Source organism: Leifsonia sp. GW821-FHT13C09 (assembly GCF_058806435.1).
Genome location: NZ_JBXAPS010000006.1, coordinates 187,921 through 204,984, shown reverse-complemented (window position 1 = coordinate 204,984; position 17,064 = coordinate 187,921). Strand labels below are relative to the sequence as shown.

The following is a 17,064-nucleotide window of genomic DNA, read 5'->3' as shown; positions in this document are numbered from 1 at the left end:
CTCGACGGCACCCTCATCATCGAACAACCCTGGCCCTCACCCGGCGTCAAATACGTCAGCAACGGCCGACCCCGCGGCCGCCGCCCCAACCCGCGACCAGACGAACCGTCACCGATGTCCTGAGACACCAACCGGCACCGATGTCCTGAGACACTTCCGCTTCCGATGTCCTGAGACAAGACACTTTGAGATGAATTTCGGATTTGCGCGTCAAAACCGGCTTGGAAACACAACGTGTAGGTATGAGGGGTGGAATCCAGCGGTGGAAGCGGGGCCAGACTTCACAGGGTGTGAAGCAGGCGGTCCAGTACGCCTTCGCCGGGGTATGTGATGCGACGCTGACCGCGAAGACCGCCGACGGCGTGATCGCTGCGGCCGGCTACGCAGACGCTGTCATGACTCGCTACATCGTCGAGGCCGGAAACATCCGCGACGACCTGCTCACCCGGTCGCAGCTGAAGAAATGGGTGGACGGGATCGACCCGCTGACCGGTGAACGACGCGGCCGCGATTCCGAATCGCCGGTCGCAGATCTGATCCTGGACGCGACAATCAACGCCCCGAAGTCGTACTCGATCGCCGCCATGCTGGACCCCGAACTGGCGGCCGCGTACGAGGACCTCCAGGACCGCTTGCGGGACCGGATCATCAAGCTGTGGCAGACCGAACTCAACGCTCGACGCGGGAAGCAAGGCTGCATCCGCGAGGACCTGACACGGGTCGAAGTCGTGGAGCTGCGGCACGAACGGTCGCGGTCGTTGGACCCGCACAAGCATCGACACCTGTGGCTGAATGTGAAGGTCCAGGGACGCGACGGACGGTGGTCGAACGTCGACACGCGCGTCGCGCTGCGCTTCCAGAACGTGGTCAATGCGGAGGGCGATTTTGCCTCCCGCACTGACCCGGCATGGCTTGCGGCCCTAGCCGCGAAAGGGTTCACCCTGAACGCCGACGGTGAGATCACGCAGCTGACGCACCTGGTGCGCCCGCTGTCGAAGCGGTCGGCTCAGATCGAGGCGAATAGGGCGGCTCGCGTCGCCGATTGGAGAGCGCAACATCCGGAGCAGGAGCCGTCGCACGAAGTGCTGAACCAGATCGATCGATGGGCTTGGGCATACGGGCGCCCAGACAAGCCATCGAACTTCGACACCGAGGATTGGGCGACCCTAGTTCGGCGCGAACTTCTAACTGCCGATCCGACACTCGGGCGACAGCGAGTTGCCACACCTGTCGCCGCGCGGCCCCTCGACACTCTCGACCTGGACTTGCTCGCGGCGATGGCTATCGTCGATGCGGATTCCCGGTCGACCGGCACGGGCGGTCGCTTCAGCGAGATGGATGTCCGCGCCGGCGTGATCCGCGCCCTCTCGGAGTCCGGGATCATTGCTACTCGTTCCGCGCTTGAGCCTCTCATCGATCGGATCGAGGACGCGGCTGCCCAGGCCCACACGGTCACACTCTTGAACGAGCCCGACGTTCCTCGCCACATCAAGCACCTGATGGCGACGTCGACTGCGGCGCTGAAGTCTAGTGTTGCCCGTCGCGTCGAGCTGATGGCCGGACCTGGCGAGCCTCTCCCCACAAACGAGATCGCTGCAGTGGGCCGGCTGGTGGAGCCCGATCGAGAACTGAATCCGGAGCAGATGGATGGTGCAGCTGCGATCGGCGGGACCGGCGCAATAGTCTGCATAAGCGGAGCTGCCGGCACTGGAAAGACAACAATGCTGAAGGTTGCCGGCGCCGCACTTCGACGGAGGGGTCGCGACATGATCATCGTCGCGCCGACCAAGAAGGCCTCCTCGGTAGCCGGGAGAGAGGCTGAAAGCTCGTCATCGTCCCTGCACCAGCTCCTCCACGACTTCGGGTGGCGCTGGGTATCCAATCGTGCGGGCGGCACCGAGTGGACACGACTAGCTCCTGGAGACGTCGACATGAATACCGGTCGCACATACGATGGCCCCACTCGTCGAATCACCGCTGGCGACCGCATCGTTGTCGATGAGGCGGGCATGATGGAGCTCGAAGCCGCGAATGCGCTGCTCGAGCTCGTTCAGCAAACCAGAGCGAGCGTTGCCCTCGTCGGAGATCAGCGGCAAGCGTTGCCTGTGGGCCACTCTGGCGCGATGGCGCTGTTCTGGCGCCGCGCGTCCAGGCGTGTTGAGCTCACCGCTATTCACCGGTTCAGCGACCCAGCATGGGGCGAGCTGTCACTACGTCTCCGGGAGCCCCTCAGCCCTGAGGACGCCGGCGCTGTCGCTGACGAGCTGTTAGACACCGGTCACGTCGCGTTGGTCAACAGCGATGTCGCGGCTCGCGAGTCGATGGTGGAAGGTTGGTTTGCAGCAGCGAAGGACGGTGCATCCGTCGCCCTTGTGACTGCCACTCACGCAGAAGCGCAGGCCATCAACGAAGCAATCCAAGCACGCCGACTGCAGCTGGGATCCCTCGCAGCAACTCGAATCGCAAGCGGACAGGATGGACAAATGCTCCTCGAAGGCGACGTGGTACAGACGCGACGGAACGACTCACGGGCCGGCGTCGACAATCGCCAGAACTGGGTCATCAAAGCGATCACAGCGGAGCACGTGGTACTCGCGTCGACCACGGACGCCTCTGATCTGCGAAGGGTGACCTCCACATACGCCTCAGAGAACATCCACCTTGGATACGCGTCCACCGTCTATGGCGTTCAAGGCGAGACCAGCGACCGCTCCCTCGTGGGCCCCGGAGTCGACTCTGCGGGGCTCTACGTCGGGCTCACACGTGGCAGGGATCGCAACGATGTCATCTTGACGTCGCCATCCAAGACCGCGGCCAGATCCGAACTTATCCAGATGATGCAGCACCAGACCATCGAGGAGACCATCGAGCGCTCTCGAACGGCTGCTCGCCAGGAGCTCCGTCGGGCGGCAACCAGCCAGGCAAATGGCAGTGGCTACGAGGCTACGACAAGCGGAGCGGACGCCGGGCTAAGCGTTTGAGGAGCGACCTGTCAGTTAACCAATCCTGATGCCCGGAGCTCATAACCGAGAGGGTTTGCCCCCTCTAGAAGACCGTCGGAGGGCACGTACGAGAAGAGCGCCACGCCGTGCGAATCTGCAAGCTGCTGCGCCTCGCCTCGGATACCACCGCGCTTGAAAATGATCGCCCGTCGACCGTCGCTAGATGCGACTTGTGCCGCGTGGAGAACAGCAGTCGACTCAAGGCTCGCGCGGCCGTTATCTACCCAAGCCAAATAACGACTACTGAAGAGGTGGCAAATATCTCGAACCGAACCCGACGCGACGACGGTGTCGGCGGCCCCAAGGTGCAGCATCCAGTCCCGGCAAAGCGCGACAGCCTGGTTGTCCGAAACGCCGAGCGGCATGGGTAGAGGTTCTTCGGTAGCCACGACCATAGTCTCCATCAACGGCCCGACGATGGGGCGCGATTCTAGGAGTTCACGCCTTGGGGAGGCTCGCGCTAAAAGGGCAGAGGATGCCCTTGACTAAGCCAGGCTGATTCGGAGTCGTTTCGCTCGCTCCTCAAAAGCGGGCCTGCCACCCTCCAGAATTTCGCACACTTCGCCACGAATCAGGGGATTCTCAAGTGCCCCACTCACGTAAGTGAGCTCCGGGAGCTTGCCAGGCCGATGAGAGCCCGCGTTCGCGATGATCACCTGGTCGGCGTCCGTGTTGACTACAAGATTCGCGTTGTGGGTGACGATGATGATCTGGCGGCGATTTCGGGTTTCAACGAAACGATGGACTAGCTCGTCAAAAATCGATTTGGGGTCGAGATTCTCCTCGGGCTGGTCGATGACGAGCGGTCGGTCATCCGTTTGGTCGACGGCTAGATAAAGAAGCAGCAGAACGATGCCCCGTGTGCCAGGGGACAATTGTTCAATTTCGACACCGTCATAGAGGATCCCGTAACGGACCCGGATGTGGTCCGTGCTGTTCAACCAAGCAGAGACGGCGCGAGCCCATTTTTGGTATGCCGCCGCGTCCTTTGTTGGCACTTTGGCCTGTTGCAAGATATTCGTGTCATGACGGACTCTGAACGCCGCCATAGCTTCGGCGACCTCGCCACTAGTGCCTGACTCCCATGCCGGGAGTAGTGTGTCTGTCGCGATTCGCTCAAGCTCTCCGTGGCCTCGGAACTCGCCTGTTCTGAGATCAAGGAGGCTTTCGCCTTGCGTGGCCCAGGAGCGGACATCCACAACCCTCTTGACACTAAACGTCAACTCCCCGAGGGTCCCCTTTTGATCCGTGAGGATGTCACGCAACGGCGAGTACATCTCTTCGAGCTGCTCTTGTTCGCTCGCATAACCGTCGAACAGGGACGCGTACGCCTGCTTACGCTGAAGACTGAGTGCGTCAATCCGAGCCCGCGCCCCCCGAGCGTCGCTGAGGCGGTTTGTAGTGGTGAGAAGTAGGGCCTCGTTGCCGGAGATCTTAGCGTTCAATGCCTGCAGCTGCTTTTGCTTTGCGCTGTCCAGGCCGATCACCTGGCCAAGCCGCCACGCTTCTGCCTTCAACGTGTTCAACGTGGCCAGCGAGAGGTCCGCCGACTCATCGAGGAACGGAGCCATCTGCGACGCGGGAACCTCCTGGCGCGCTGGCATTTTGCCAGTCAACTGGACAATCTGAGTTCGTACCCCGGTCAGCTTCTGAGCGAGGAGCGCGCTTGGGTTGCCAACAAAGGACAATGCAAACTGGCCCCACTCATCCGAGGTCAGACCAGACGCGGCGTGATTCCGTACGAGTTCTGCAACGACTGTCGGAAGCCGACGCTCTATTAGATCTCTTGAACTCTCAGACAATTCGCCCAGAGATTGCTCCTGTCGACGAAGAACGTCGACGGAGCTTTGTTTCGAGGCAAGAGCAGCATTGATGGCCTCGAGTCTTGTAGCGCGCGCTTCTCCGCCCACGACAACCAGGGAGCTCCGCGCCTTTCGATCCTCACCAAGGAGGTCCGTGAGTCGCTTCACCTCCATCTCCAGGCCCGCGACCTGGCCGAGTGCGGTTCGCTCTTGATCGATTTGGCTTGAAAGTTGCTCAATTTGCTGATTTGCGTACTGCCGCAACCCCCGACCATGTCCTGCTCGTAGGCCAAGCAGTTCCTGGAAGGTCGAGGCACCAAGACGCTCCTCATGCGGGTGAGCCTCGAAGATCACGCGCTCGATTTCGCGGAGCAACTCATCGGTTATCCCCTCTGAAGAACAGAGGCGTTCGACGAACTGCTGCGAAAGGTACTGGACGCCAGGAACCGCGGCTGAGTCCGTTGGCGGCAGGGGTGTCGTGCTTGCCCTCCCGTCGCCCCATTCCATTTCGACACTTGAGCCGGGCAGGAAAGCTCGAGCGCGCTGCAAGAATGTCTTGTCTGACTCCTCCTGACTAGCTGCACCGGCTCCGGCTGCAATCAGGTCGGCGAGAGCTGTCTTACCTGAACCGCGTGCGCCGATAATCGCGACAAGGCCCGATGAGAGTGGAATCTCCGAGTTCTTCATCCACTCGGCATTTGTAACCCGGATCCGGTCAATTACGCGATACGGCATAGCGCCCTGCGGAGGGAGCGTTGCCACCACTGCGCGTTCGCCCGGTTCAAGGTAAGCCTGTCGGAGCGACTCGAAAGAGGCATCACCCTTGATCCACGTATATCGGTCCTGGTCGGGCTTTCCGACGCGGTCAAGGCGGTGGGCATCACTCCCGTGCAGACAAAGCTTGCGGCCTCCATAGGTCGCAGTCAGCGCATCGACTTCGAGGGCACCTTCACCGATCCAAAACTTCCGCTGTTGCGGCGAGCCGGAGAATATGACGTGAGCTATGCGCTCAATTTCAATGCGAACTCCCTGAAGGGAACTTCCGTCGTCGCGCACTCCTGAAGTGCCATCACCGCTGCCGCCCGCGACTGCGATAAGGATATTGCGCTGCGCCCAAGAGCTCTTGCTGAAAGACTCCTTGAGATTTTCGAGGGTTACCTTGAAGAGGTTGGTTCCGGTCTGCAGCGCCGCATCGTCATCGATGATCTTTGAGTCTTGAGCTCGACCAAGCTTCACGAGATCACTGCGGTCGCACCGATACGATTCACCGCCAAATTCGAAGGTGAGTGTTGCAAGGAAGCGTTTCGCCTCGACGAGATGTTCCGAATCTTCAGGCGACACGAGAAGATGAATATTAACCGGTGCATTTCGGGTTGCTGTCGGTAACCGAAGCTCAATATTCGGGAAGATCAGCCCCACGTCGGGAAGCCGTCCTTCCTCCTTGTATCGACGCACTCGCTCATAGTCGTCAAGGCTGTAGTAGTCAGTGATCCCGAGGGCTTCGATCTTAGGTTCACACGCTTCAATCGCATCTACATACGCATCCCAATCATTCGGTCCGAACTGATTGCTCAGCGCGGTGCCGGGAGCATGGATGTGCGGATCCCAACGGCGCCATATAGAGCCTCTAGGATCCGCTTGCGAAATCATGATCTACCCCCACGTCGATTGGCTGACTGACAACGAACGCTGCCAGCGGCCCTTCCCGAGCGATGGCTATCTGTCACGAAGCAAAACGATGGCGCGTAAACCTAAAGGATATTCAGGGGAGCAGAACGCTCGCTTTCCCCGGTTTAGGGGTCAAGTGGGTCGGAATATCTAGGCACGAGTGAAGGGCCGGCGCGGGCCGGCCCTTCACTTCGGAGCTCATGCGAGAGCGATAGGCGGCGTCAAAGATTCGACAAGGTGCGCTGGCCCGGTCGCGTTTGCATCCGGGCCCTCAGCTTTTGGGGAGCGCCGCGCGACCTCCGCTGTGGTGTATCGAAGCGACGGCCCGACGCTGTCGGCGACGACCTCGGTAGCGGCTCGGGGTTCGCCGGTTGCCTGGTCCGTCCAGTGGCGGAACTCGAGGTTGCCGTTGACGATGACGGTGTCGCCCTTGGCGAGGCTCGCCTGGACGTTCTCGGCGGTGCGGCCGAAGACGGTGGTGCGGTGGTACTGGGTGTCGCCGTCGACCCATTTGCCGTCGACCTGCTTGCGGTCGGTGACGGCGACCGTGAACTTGGCGTACTTGGTGCCGTTCTGTGACTCGCCGAAGTCGGGGTCGGCGACGAGGTTGCCTTCGATGCTGATCGGGACTCGTGTGCTCATATTCCTGTTCCTTTCCATTGGTGCGACCGGATGGTCGCCTTCATCTACACGTTGTGTTTTCGCTCGGAGTATGACCTCGGCATGACGCGCAATCGCCTAGTTTGCGTGTGAGCGGCCGATCCAATCCGCCCAGTCGAGAGCCTCGACATCAGTGCTGCTGGGAAGCTCGGTGTGTCCGTTGTGGCATTCGCCGTTGTACCAACCGGCGAGGCGCGGGATGGCGACGGCGAGACGTTCGTGCCAGCCGATCGGTCCATAGCCGGCGTCGAGGCTGTCGTATGAAACCAGCCACGCGATGTGAAGGGCCGACAGCTCTTCGACGAGGGCGCCGTGTTTGTACCAGCACGGCGGGATCTTGCGCGAGGGAAGGTTGTAGCGGCGGACGAACCATGACACCCACTCACCGAGCTCGATCCAGACCTGGGGCGCGTCGGCATCCTCGAGGGTGCGCCAGTTCACGACGGTGACGCCGAGCATCCCGGACGAGCGTCGCGGCGTCTGGGCGTCCCACCCTTCTGGAAGGGAATCGAGGAGTTGCTCGATGGGTGGCTCGCTGCTCATGGCCACTCCGTGGACTCGATGTATCGACCGATCTTGGCCTGGAGCCGGGCGATGGCCTGGTTGGACGCGACCCTCCGAGAGACGAAGCCCGAGAGGGCGCGGTCGCGTTCGATCAGCTGGTGCACGTATTCGTGGCAGCGCGGGTGCAGCGCGGTCAGATCGTCGTGCTGCTCCCGTGCCGCCCAACCCCGCGGTGTCTGGCTAACTCCCCGGTAGTCGAGGTGATGGAGCTCGAGAGTGTGCGTGTTGCCGATGCCGAGGCAGAGCGCGCAGCGCACCTGTCCTGATCGTGCGTTCTCTTCGAGGAACCAGCGGTCTCGGCGCGCGAACCAGGCTGGCGAGTGCAGGTAGCGGGTGCGGTAGAAGTTGTTCCGGGCGGGCCGGCGACGGTTGGACATCAGTTCCGCTCCCCTGCTGCGTGTCGGCGGTCCATGGCCGCCTGATACTGCTCCGCGAAGACGACCTGCTGGTCGAGTTCGGTGAGCTGCTTGCCGGTCTTGACCCGCCGGGCGTCGTCCCGCTCGGTCCAGCCTCGGAGGTCGAGGAGGATGCCACGACGGTTGCGGTAGGCGAGGAGTCCGATGGTCTCGGGCATGCGGCGGATTTCGTCGATTGTCATGACGGGCACCTTCTCGTTGTTGACGTTGGTGGAGGATCCGGAGTCGTTGTACGAGTGGCCGGTGGTCCGGATCCGGCGGAGGCCCAGGAGGGATTCGATGTCGCGGAGGTGGTCGACGTCGGATGCGCCGCCGAGCAGGAGCTTGGCGGTCGCGGCCGACCAGATCGTGTCGGCCTCAGACCGTGACCACGCTGTCTCGGCCTGCGAGAGCGCTTGGAGGACGACGATGGTGGAGATGCCGATGCCGCCGCCATCGGCCATGATGCGCGGGAGGGCGGGCCAGGAGAACATGTTCGCGATCTCGTCCAAGATCAGAGCGAGCGGGAGATCGAGGCGCGAGCCGGGTGAGGCGAGAGCTTTGCGGCGGGCGGTCTCGACGATGTCGTCGAGGACCGCCCCGAGGAATCCCCCGACAGATCCGGCGCCGGCGCCGGTGCCGACAAGGTAGAGGCTGTTGGATCCGGTGAGAAACTCGTCGGGGTCGAACTCTTCGCCAGGGCCTGGGGTCATTGCGTGGCGGATGGCGGGGATGGCGAGTGGGCGGATTGCGGCGGCGACGCCGAACCAGGAGTTGGCGAGCAGTTTCTGGTCGCCGTTGATGATCGCGTCTAGATCCTCTGACCAGCCTGGCGTCCCATCGTTGGCGAGGACGCTGACTGCTTCGAGGGCGAGGCGGGGGTTCGACCCCCAACGGGCCAGCGCTTCCGCCCCGCGTCCGGACACAGCGGCGGCGTGCAGAAGGCGCGACAGCACTGAGGACGACACTTGCGCCCACTCCTGGTTCGTCTTCGACGCACCCAACGCGGTGCCGGCGACGATGGCCTGCCCACGCTGGTCAGCGACGAGGGGATCCTCGCAACCGGTGACGGGTGAGATACGTAAAGTGGAACGCACCCCGGAGAGCTCTTGTGGGTCGAAGACGGTGACGTTGCCGACACGGGCGCGTTCGCGCATCGTGGCGGAGAGGTTGTCGTTCCGGGTAGAGGTGGTGATCAGGGGGCCGTTCCAGTCGAGGATGGCGTTGATGATGAACCGGTAACCCTTTCCGGAGCGGGGTGCGCCCTCGACGACGATCGAGTCTTCGATCGACACGTAGACGTCTTGGCCGTGAGCGCTTCCGACTTTCCAGCCGGCGGCGGACGGGTCAGGGTTCGCCAGTGAAGGGCGAAGGGTCTTCGCTCGATGGAGGGCGGTGCGGGCCGAGGTGTGCTTGCGAACCTCTCCCGGCTTGGCGAGCCCGTCGCGGCCGCGGAGTTTGCGGATGAAGTGCTGGTCCGACTGGCGGTAGCGGAGCCACCAGAGCGTCGTGACGCCGGCTGCGGCGAGGATGCACAGGAGCACCAGCACGTCGAGTACACGAATCAGTGCCACCGGCACATCGCATGTCGGCGGGTAAGTGAACCCGTCGGGGCTCCCTCCCAGGGCGAGTTGGAGGCCGGCGAAGACGCTTGAAGGCTGACCGCCTGCGCCGCAACTCAGGTGAATCGTGGCCGCCGCGATCGCGGTGCCCAAGGCGCCTGCGACGACGAGCGCGAAAAGCGAGTAGAGGGCGATGTGGGTCCAGGAGGAGCCGTGGTTTCTCATGCTCGCTCACCGCCCATCGCATCGGTGCGGAAGATCCCGAGCTCGTAGTCGGTGCAGATGTTGCGGACTTTCGCGACCCGGTCCTGGCCGATCTGCCAAAGCCCTTCGCCCTTGTGGAGCTTCCGGACAAGATCAGCCTGAGTGTCATTCCACCCGAGGATCTCCCTTGATCGAGCTATCTCACCGGAGTGCTGGGCATAGGAGATACGGGTCTCACAGTCAGCCAACAGTCCGAGGGCGCGGGAATGGAGGGCGCTGTTGCGGTCGCCGAGCGCGTCAAGATCGGCGACCCGGTGCAGGAGGTACCAGTTGCTGGTGCCGAGGTGGCGGGCGATCTTCTCGTCCTCGACGCGTTCGGCGAGGCCGTCGCCACCGGAGACGTCATTGAGGAGTTCGACGGCAGCCTCTTCATGAATGATCACTCGGGCCTGCCGGTTCGCGCCCAAGCTCGAACGGCGTATCCAGTTCGCCGTAGCGAGCCGGGCGAGCGCCTGTGCTTCCGGGGATGCGCCCTTCAACGCGGACGTGTCGACCACCATCATCGGCGCATCGGCGTCAAACCGGACGGTGGAGGGTCCGTCGAAGAACCCGGTGAGGTCACCAGACACCATGCGTCGCAGTGAGTGGGCGAGGCGATGTCCTGCCTCCGCAACTTCGGCCGGCACAGTCTCGCCCGGGTCGACGAGCCGATCGTAGACGTGCGTGATGGTGACGGTGGACTGGCCGCGGAGGGCGTCGAGTGCGACGTCGAGGGCGGTGTGCTCGACCGGTTCCAGGTTCCCGCCTTCGCGGAGGCGGCGAATGATCGTCTTGACCGTGGCCGCCGGTATTGGAGAACGTTCTGGTTCCAGTCCTCATCCGAGAACGACGCATCCCTCGGACCCTCGTCGAGCAGGTTAATCCGTGCGGCTTTGCCGGGTCCGACTGAGATAGAGGTGCCGCCGATGTAGGCGGCGACCCGCACCCACTCTCCATTAGGGTCGTGCGGCACCGCGATCTTCCGACCGAGTCGGGCTAGCCGGGACGACCAGGACTTGGCCAGCATCGACTTGCCGGTTCCTTTCACCCCGAGAATGGCGACGGAGTGCGAGCGCACGGCCTCGGCGGAGTAGGCGTCCCAGGGGTCGAAGCAGAACGGCGCACGCGAGAGCAGGTTCTCCCCGATGTACGCGCCAGTTAGAATGTCCCCGGTCTCAGCAAGGAACGGATACGCGCCGCCGAGGACCTTCGAGCTACAGCGGTGCGCCGGCGGGGTGGCGCGCAGCGGGCCACGCAGGTTGTGCGGCTGCTTCCACCCCCACGCCGGCATCTTCGACGACGGCAACTCCGCGCTCTGCACTTTCCACGGCGAACTGGTTTCAGCAGAAGCGGTATTGCGGTGGCGACCGTTCGACCCGGCTCGCTCGTCAGCCGGAACACGTCCCATAACCGCGTTGGACTTCATCTCACTCCCCTTCCAACGGCACAGGTAGCGCGCCGGTGACGAACCCGGCAGCCTGCTGCCCCGACATCGACGCCAGCACGAGCCGGGCGGGGTGCGATGCCTGTTCGATGTCCGTGCGCGCCTTGGAGAGGGCGTCCTTGGACTCGGCGGAGATGGTGACGAACCCGCGGTACTGGACGTCGCCGAACCCGTCGACGAGGTCGTGCTCGCGCACCGCCAGGTCTTCTTCCTCGCGCAGATGAGTGAGTGGAATCCGGGAGGACAGCTTCATCCGAATGGTGGCGGCGGTTTCCATGTCTGACTGGGCCCGATTGAGCTGGGCCAGCGCCTTGTGGGTCGCTACGGGTCGCACCTGCAAGGTGATGACCCGGGTCGCGTCGCCGGCGTAGAGGAGCGGTTCGAGGAACCCGGTGCGGACGTCGGTGCGGGGCCATTCGGCGACCCAGAACGTCTGGTGCCAGGACTCATCGACGCGCATAGCGTCCCAGCCTTCGTCGATGCCCATCACCGGCGGAGCGGGCTGAGCGCCGGTGGCCGCGTCCTGCTCACGCCGTGTCGCGGCCGATACCGGGTCCGCGGAGAGCGCCAGGAGTTCGTCGAGGTCTGTTGAGGTGAGCCACCCGGCTGGCGTGAGGCGGGCGTGCTCCATCGAGGTCTCGATGCCAGCCACGCGTTCCTTGAGCACCGCGGCGAGACCGGTGAGGCCTTTGCCGGCGTCGCGAATCGCGCTGTTGAGCGCTCCGGTGTCGAAGGTGAGGGTGACGTAGTTCGTGAACCCCATCGACCGCTTCGACGCCGCCTGTGTCAGGTCCCAGTACTGCTGCCTTAGCTCCGGGCTGACCTGCGGAGAGTGATCGCTTTCGCGGGCGATGAGGTAGTCCCGGAGTTCGTTCGAGGAGGCTCGGTCGACACGGATGCGGATGGTGGTCTCGCGAACCCCGGGCAGGTTCTCGAGGGAGCTGAGCCATTCGACGAAGCCGTCGTAGGCGGCTTCTTGGGTGCCCTTGTCCCGCAGCGCCCACGCGCGGGAGCCGACCCTCACGGTGACGGTCGCGAGGCGTCCGCGCGCGTTGTAGATGAACGCGCCCGCGCCGGGGATCTGAACAACCTGGACATCGCCGAGGGCGCCGGGCAGCAGGAACTTCGACGTGACGACAGGAGTGACCGCTGCGACCCGTGCCTCGCCGACGTTGAGCGAGGCCATGGTGACGCGCAGCCAGACGTCGCGGCGGAAGATGGTCTGGCCGGCGATGCTCCGGTAGATGTAGCGGGCGGCCTGGGCGACGATCACCAACACCGGCTCTCGTCGATAGGTGGCGAGCGCAAAGAACAGCACGAGCGCGATGACGGGGAGCATCACCCAGAGTGCGTTCGGGTTGATGAAGAGCGTTGCGAGCAGGATGGCGATGCCGCCGCCGACCACGACGAGCTGTAGGAAGCTGAGTCCGAGGAAGACGCCGCGACGCTCGCGGGCCGCGAAGCGGACGCGGGGTGCGCCTTCGTCGGTGATGAGCTGTTCGGCGGTGAAGGTGGTCATGAGCTACCTCCCAACTCGGATGACCCGTGCGGCCGAGCGCACGGGGGCGGCGGCTGTCGATGCTCGCGAGAACTGGTCGCGGACCGAGAAGCGGTGGTGCAAGGCGGTGCCGACTTCGGCGCCGGCGAAGGACACGAGTTTGGTCGCCCAGAGCGGCGAGAACGACGCTGCGATGATGGCGCCGGCTGCCACGAGGATGACGCCGATACTGAGGCTGGCCTTGGTCAGTTCGACGGCGAGAAGGACGACACCCGCGGCGAGTGGTTTGGCGATGAGCAGGCCGGCGGTGAGATTCATCCACCGTTGGGCCCACGCGGTGAGCTTGGGTTGTCCGATCATCATCAGCCCGACCGGCGCCATCGCTGCCAGGGCGAGGAGGCCGAACTCGCGGATCGACATCGCGATGAACAGGAACAGCGAGGCGATCATCATCAGCCCGACCACGAGCAACGCGAGGACGTACTCGCCGACCGCGGCGGGTCCTTGAGCCCCCTCGGTCGCCATCGTGAAGATGACGCCGCCTTTGACGAACTCGGCACTGTGCATCACGCCGGATGCCTGCCTCGCGGGATCGAAGATGCCGACAACGCGCAGCAGGCTTTGGCTCAGATCGCCGCCCTGTACCGAGGCCGTGAGGCTTCTGGTGACGTCGTCGGTGATCCCGGAGAACCGTTGCATCACCCAGACGCAGATCGCGCTGAACGGAATCGCGAGAGCGGCGCCGGCTGCGGTGCGACCGATGCGTGCCCAGTCCTGCAGGATCATCGCGATCGCGATCTGGATGAGCGCGACGATGAGAATGATCGGTGCGGTGACCGCGATCCAGAACAGGAATTGCGAGTGGGCGATGTTCCAGCTGCCCTGGTCGATGTTGGTGTTGAAGGATCCGGCAATCATGGTGGCGATGAAGTCGCCGAGGTTGCGGATGGTGGACGCCATGAACTGTGCGACCGTCTGGGAGGCTTGGCAGCCGAAGTCGGAAATGAAGCAGCCGTAGTTCGGCGAGAACGGGTCCGGTGCAGTGGCGAGTACAAGCATGGTGATCACGCCACGTGCAGCGACTGGCCCCAGTTGATCAGCCCGGCGATGCCAGCGGCGACCGCGACTCCGGCAATGCAGGAGACGACCCCCACGAGGCCCGCCTTCTGTACGCGTCCGTTGCTGGAGATGTGACCGACGACGATGAATCCGGCGGCGATCAGTCCGCCGATGACGCCGAGGGTGAGCACGATGGCGAACACGACGTTCGCGATCGACTGCAGCGCCCCGACCCCGGGCCCGGAGAAGTCCGGCGACGGGTTGTTGACCGTGAGGACGGTGACGGCGCGTGCATGCACGGTGACCATCGCTTCGTTGAGAGCGTTCATGATCCGGTGTTCCTTCCATCAATTCGATCTGAGGTGGTCTTGTCGTTCGGAGGGAGGTCACGGCGACGAACTGCCAGGTATCCCGCTCCGGCAGCTCCGGCGAGGCAGACGCAGATGATCGCGACGAGCGCGAGCAGGTTGGTCAGGACGGCCATGGCGTCACTCCCCCGATCCGGTGGAGGCACGGATCGCGGCTTCGGGCAGCGTCACGAACAACACGTTGGGCTGGCCCTCGGATGGCACGCTGACGCTGAGCTGGAGTCGGTCGACGCCCGAGGGGAGGTAGTAGGCCGCTGCGAAGGAGCGGTCTCGGTCGTTCGGGATACTCCAGTCGGTTTGCCCGTGGAAGAGCCCGCTTGGCAGCCAGGGAAGTCCTGCGGCTTTGGCGGCCGCTGGCCCGTCGGCAGTGTCCAGGACTGCCGGTTCAGGCCGTCCATCGAACTGGGTTCCCTTCAGCGACGTGCCGGTGACGTCCTGGCTTGTCTGGGTGCCTTGCGAGGGCTTCCACTCACCGGTCATCGTGATCTTCAGGAACAGCACTGGCGTGCCCTCGGGGAAGAGCTCGGCCGTAGTGTTCGGGAGGGTGCATTTGCAGCCGTGCTTGGACTTGAACGTGGTGCCTCCGAAGACTTGGATCCAGACGGTGTCGACGATGCCGTCCGCGATGGGCACTGCGGTATCTGCGGTCGGCGTGGGAGCCACGGGGGCAACGGTTGTGAACGAGGGGTCGCGGTGCGGAGCGACGCTCACGCAGCCGACGAGGGCGACGCACGGCAGTAGTGCCGCGATGGCGATCAGCTTCTTGTTCATGTCATTCACCTCGGTTGCTTATGTGCCCTTCACCTACACGTTGTGTTTTCGGGCGGGTTCTGACGCGCAAATCGGAAATTGGTTTGGTCAGGGCACCTGCACGTGCTGGTGATTGCAGGTATCGGGAAAGGCGTTCGTGAAGTTCAGGAGCAGACCGGTGGTGACGTGGGAGCGGGTTCGGCAGTCGCTTTGGCCGATGCTGGATCCGTGTGGGGCGTACGGGTCGAGGGCGTGGATGAGCTGAATCGAGAGGTCGTCCGCACCGGTGAGGGAGCGGCGGTTCACGGCGTAGAAGTCGACGGCCTTCCCCTTCCAGTGCGCCGATGCAGTACCGGCTCCGGGGGTCATGCCGGTGCAGCGGCGGTTGAGGTCGCTGACTCCGATGGATTGGAAGCTTTGGACCACGACCACGATGAGCTGCAGGATGTGCGAGTCGATGGTGCAGGCGGGTGTTGCGCTGCCGGTGGCCATGTCGATGACTTGTTGCTGGTATCGCGGCTCGAGGAAGGTGAGCTTGCCGGCCTGAATGTCCGCGACGAGCTCTGCGGCGGCAGCGCGGGCATCGGCCGGAACCTGGCATGTTCCCGTTGCGGCTCCGGTGAGGGCAGTGAGGATGCGTTCGGCTGACGTCCAGAACGGAGCGTAGTGGTTCGGGTCGGCGTTGATCTGCACTGCGTGTGCGACCAGGGTGGGTTCGGTAGTTTGCCAGTCGGGCACGTGGAGCATGCGCGTGTAGAAGGCGCGGGCTGCGGTCGCGGGGTCCATGCGTTGATCGCGAGTTCCGTAGCCGGCGCCTTGCTGAAACACCCCGATCGTGGTGTTGTCGACGGCGTCGCCGTGGTCGAGGTTGCGGAGGCCGGATTCGCCGATCGCGACCATGATCGCGAGACTCAACCCGTGCGGCGGGATGTTCATCTGCTGTCCAACGGTGATGATCGTCGCTGCGATCTTCAGCTGGTCTGCGCCGTAGCCATCGACGGTCTGTCCGGATGCGACGCTCGGCGGCGCTCCTCCGCATGCACCGCCGCCGACACCGAGCGACCCGGCGCCCATCGCAACCACCGTCGTGATGGGGAGAGCGACGAGGCCGACCGGGACGATCAGCACGATCACGGCCGCGACGATGAGGAGGTTCCGCGTCGTCTTCGGGTGGGTGACCGCGTGGGCCGCGGCCGAGGTGGCGGTCCCGATCATGCGGCGATCTCCTGGCTCATGACAGTGTGCGCGATGTAGATCAGCCGCTTGGCTCGCGCGATGCGTGCTCGCGCGGATCCGGGATGGATGTCGAGCTCCTTGGCGATCGCCAGCGGGTTCTTTCCAAGTAGCCGGGCGACCTCGCGTAAACCACCGTGATCGGGAAGGCAACGCACCATAACCGCTCCGGTGATCGGAAGGTCGGCATCGACCGCCGCCAACGCCGCGCGGACGGTGTGCGCGGTAAGGAATACCCGATCCCGGATGGTGCGCAAGCTTCGAGGTGACAGGCCTCGCGCGGCACAGACGCGCTCCACGTTCCCGTCCGTGAGGGCGAGCTCACTGACGACTGCCCAATCGAGTGGGCTGACGAATTCGGCGACGAGGACCATCCAACGGTGGACGTCGTAGCGCTCGACCATCACGGTGAGGGGATCCGGTTGGACCAGCGACTCGAACTCGTCCCAGAGCGCCAGCTGGGCTGGTACGCGCAGACGGAGCTCGTCGCGCAGAACATTGCGCGCAACCCCGAAGACGAAGGCGTTCGGGGTTCCGGCCTCGCGCTTGTAGGTGCGGCTACGACGCCACACCGTTTCCCGGATCTTCTGCATCATGTCGTCGGGATCGATTGCGCGGCGCCCGATCGTGTAGACGACGAAGCTGCGCATGGAGTCGACTTCTCGAATCAGTTCCGCGACACGAACGTCGGCGCGGTTTCCTTCAGCCACGAGATCACAACCTTCCCTTGCATGGAGGTGGCCTATGTGAAGGATCGGGTTCGGGTCGCAGACCCGTCAGGACAGCAGCGTCAGCGCGAGTGAGCGCGCGGCGGAC

The 17,064-nt window shown here is 63.9% G+C and carries 16 protein-coding genes; 2 read left to right on the top strand and 14 right to left on the bottom strand.

Annotated elements, in window-relative coordinates; all coding sequences use genetic code 11:
• Positions 1-290: 290 nt before the first annotated feature.
• Entirely contained in the window at positions 291-2,981 is a 2,691-nt protein-coding gene (locus AC1ROW_RS18420; protein WP_493020506.1) for an AAA family ATPase, read from the top strand.
• 11 nt (positions 2,982-2,992) lie between these two features.
• On the opposite strand, the gene AC1ROW_RS18415 is transcribed toward AC1ROW_RS18420, so the two are convergent.
• The 7 genes from AC1ROW_RS18415 to AC1ROW_RS18385 form a co-directional block, all read right to left on the bottom strand.
• The gene (locus AC1ROW_RS18415) at positions 2,993-3,391 is read right to left on the bottom strand and encodes a hypothetical protein (RefSeq protein WP_493020504.1); all 399 of its coding nucleotides are present in this window, start codon (positions 3,389-3,391) and stop codon (positions 2,993-2,995) included.
• 96 nt (positions 3,392-3,487) lie between these two features.
• A complete protein-coding gene (locus tag AC1ROW_RS18410; RefSeq protein WP_493020502.1) occupies positions 3,488-6,454 on the bottom strand; it encodes a TrlF family AAA-like ATPase in 2,967 nt (988 codons plus the stop codon).
• 216 nt (positions 6,455-6,670) lie between these two features.
• Positions 6,671-7,114 carry a single-stranded DNA-binding protein gene (locus AC1ROW_RS18405; RefSeq protein ID WP_493020501.1) on the bottom strand — a complete coding sequence of 148 codons (444 nt, stop codon included), beginning with the start codon at positions 7,112-7,114 and terminating at the stop codon, positions 6,671-6,673.
• A gap of 96 nt (positions 7,115-7,210) precedes the next feature.
• Entirely contained in the window at positions 7,211-7,675 is a 465-nt protein-coding gene (locus tag AC1ROW_RS18400) for a hypothetical protein (protein ID WP_493020499.1), read from the bottom strand.
• Positions 7,672-8,073: a hypothetical protein gene (locus AC1ROW_RS18395; RefSeq protein ID WP_493020497.1), complete on the bottom strand. Its 402-nt coding sequence runs from the start codon at positions 8,071-8,073 to the stop codon at positions 7,672-7,674. Before AC1ROW_RS18395 ends, AC1ROW_RS18400 begins: the two co-directional genes overlap by 4 nt.
• On the bottom strand, positions 8,073-9,665 hold the full coding sequence (locus tag AC1ROW_RS18390; RefSeq protein WP_493020495.1) for a type IV secretory system conjugative DNA transfer family protein: 1,593 nt from the start codon (positions 9,663-9,665) through the stop codon (positions 8,073-8,075). The genes AC1ROW_RS18395 and AC1ROW_RS18390 overlap by 1 nt, the downstream gene beginning before the upstream one ends.
• Before the next feature lie 209 nt (positions 9,666-9,874).
• A complete protein-coding gene (locus AC1ROW_RS18385; protein ID WP_493020494.1) occupies positions 9,875-10,489 on the bottom strand; it encodes a hypothetical protein in 615 nt (204 codons plus the stop codon).
• A gap of 12 nt (positions 10,490-10,501) precedes the next feature.
• Between AC1ROW_RS18385 and AC1ROW_RS18380 the strand changes: the two genes are divergently transcribed.
• On the top strand, positions 10,502-10,828 hold the full coding sequence (locus AC1ROW_RS18380; RefSeq protein ID WP_493020492.1) for a hypothetical protein: 327 nt from the start codon (positions 10,502-10,504) through the stop codon (positions 10,826-10,828).
• Positions 10,829-11,323: 495 nt separating this feature from the next.
• On the opposite strand, the gene AC1ROW_RS18375 is transcribed toward AC1ROW_RS18380, so the two are convergent.
• From AC1ROW_RS18375 to AC1ROW_RS18345, 7 genes are all read right to left on the bottom strand, one after another.
• Positions 11,324-12,859 (bottom strand): PrgI family protein, encoded by a 1,536-nt coding sequence (locus AC1ROW_RS18375; RefSeq protein WP_493020490.1) that lies wholly within the window; start codon positions 12,857-12,859, stop codon positions 11,324-11,326.
• A gap of 3 nt (positions 12,860-12,862) precedes the next feature.
• Positions 12,863-13,897 (bottom strand): hypothetical protein, encoded by a 1,035-nt coding sequence (locus tag AC1ROW_RS18370; protein WP_493020488.1) that lies wholly within the window; start codon positions 13,895-13,897, stop codon positions 12,863-12,865.
• Between the two features lie 5 nt (positions 13,898-13,902).
• Positions 13,903-14,226, bottom strand: a complete 324-nt coding sequence (locus AC1ROW_RS18365; RefSeq protein ID WP_493020486.1) for a hypothetical protein — start codon at positions 14,224-14,226, stop codon at positions 13,903-13,905.
• Positions 14,223-14,381 (bottom strand): hypothetical protein, encoded by a 159-nt coding sequence (locus tag AC1ROW_RS18360; RefSeq protein WP_493020484.1) that lies wholly within the window; start codon positions 14,379-14,381, stop codon positions 14,223-14,225. Before AC1ROW_RS18360 ends, AC1ROW_RS18365 begins: the two co-directional genes overlap by 4 nt.
• Positions 14,382-14,385: 4 nt before the next feature.
• Positions 14,386-15,036 carry a hypothetical protein gene (locus AC1ROW_RS18355; protein WP_493020482.1) on the bottom strand — a complete coding sequence of 217 codons (651 nt, stop codon included), beginning with the start codon at positions 15,034-15,036 and terminating at the stop codon, positions 14,386-14,388.
• Between the two features lie 87 nt (positions 15,037-15,123).
• Positions 15,124-16,230 carry a hypothetical protein gene (locus tag AC1ROW_RS18350; RefSeq protein WP_493020480.1) on the bottom strand — a complete coding sequence of 369 codons (1,107 nt, stop codon included), beginning with the start codon at positions 16,228-16,230 and terminating at the stop codon, positions 15,124-15,126.
• Complete coding sequence (locus AC1ROW_RS18345; RefSeq protein ID WP_493020478.1) at positions 16,227-16,958, bottom strand: sigma factor; 732 nt, start codon at positions 16,956-16,958, stop codon at positions 16,227-16,229. Before AC1ROW_RS18345 ends, AC1ROW_RS18350 begins: the two co-directional genes overlap by 4 nt.
• Positions 16,959-17,064: the final 106 nt, after the last annotated feature.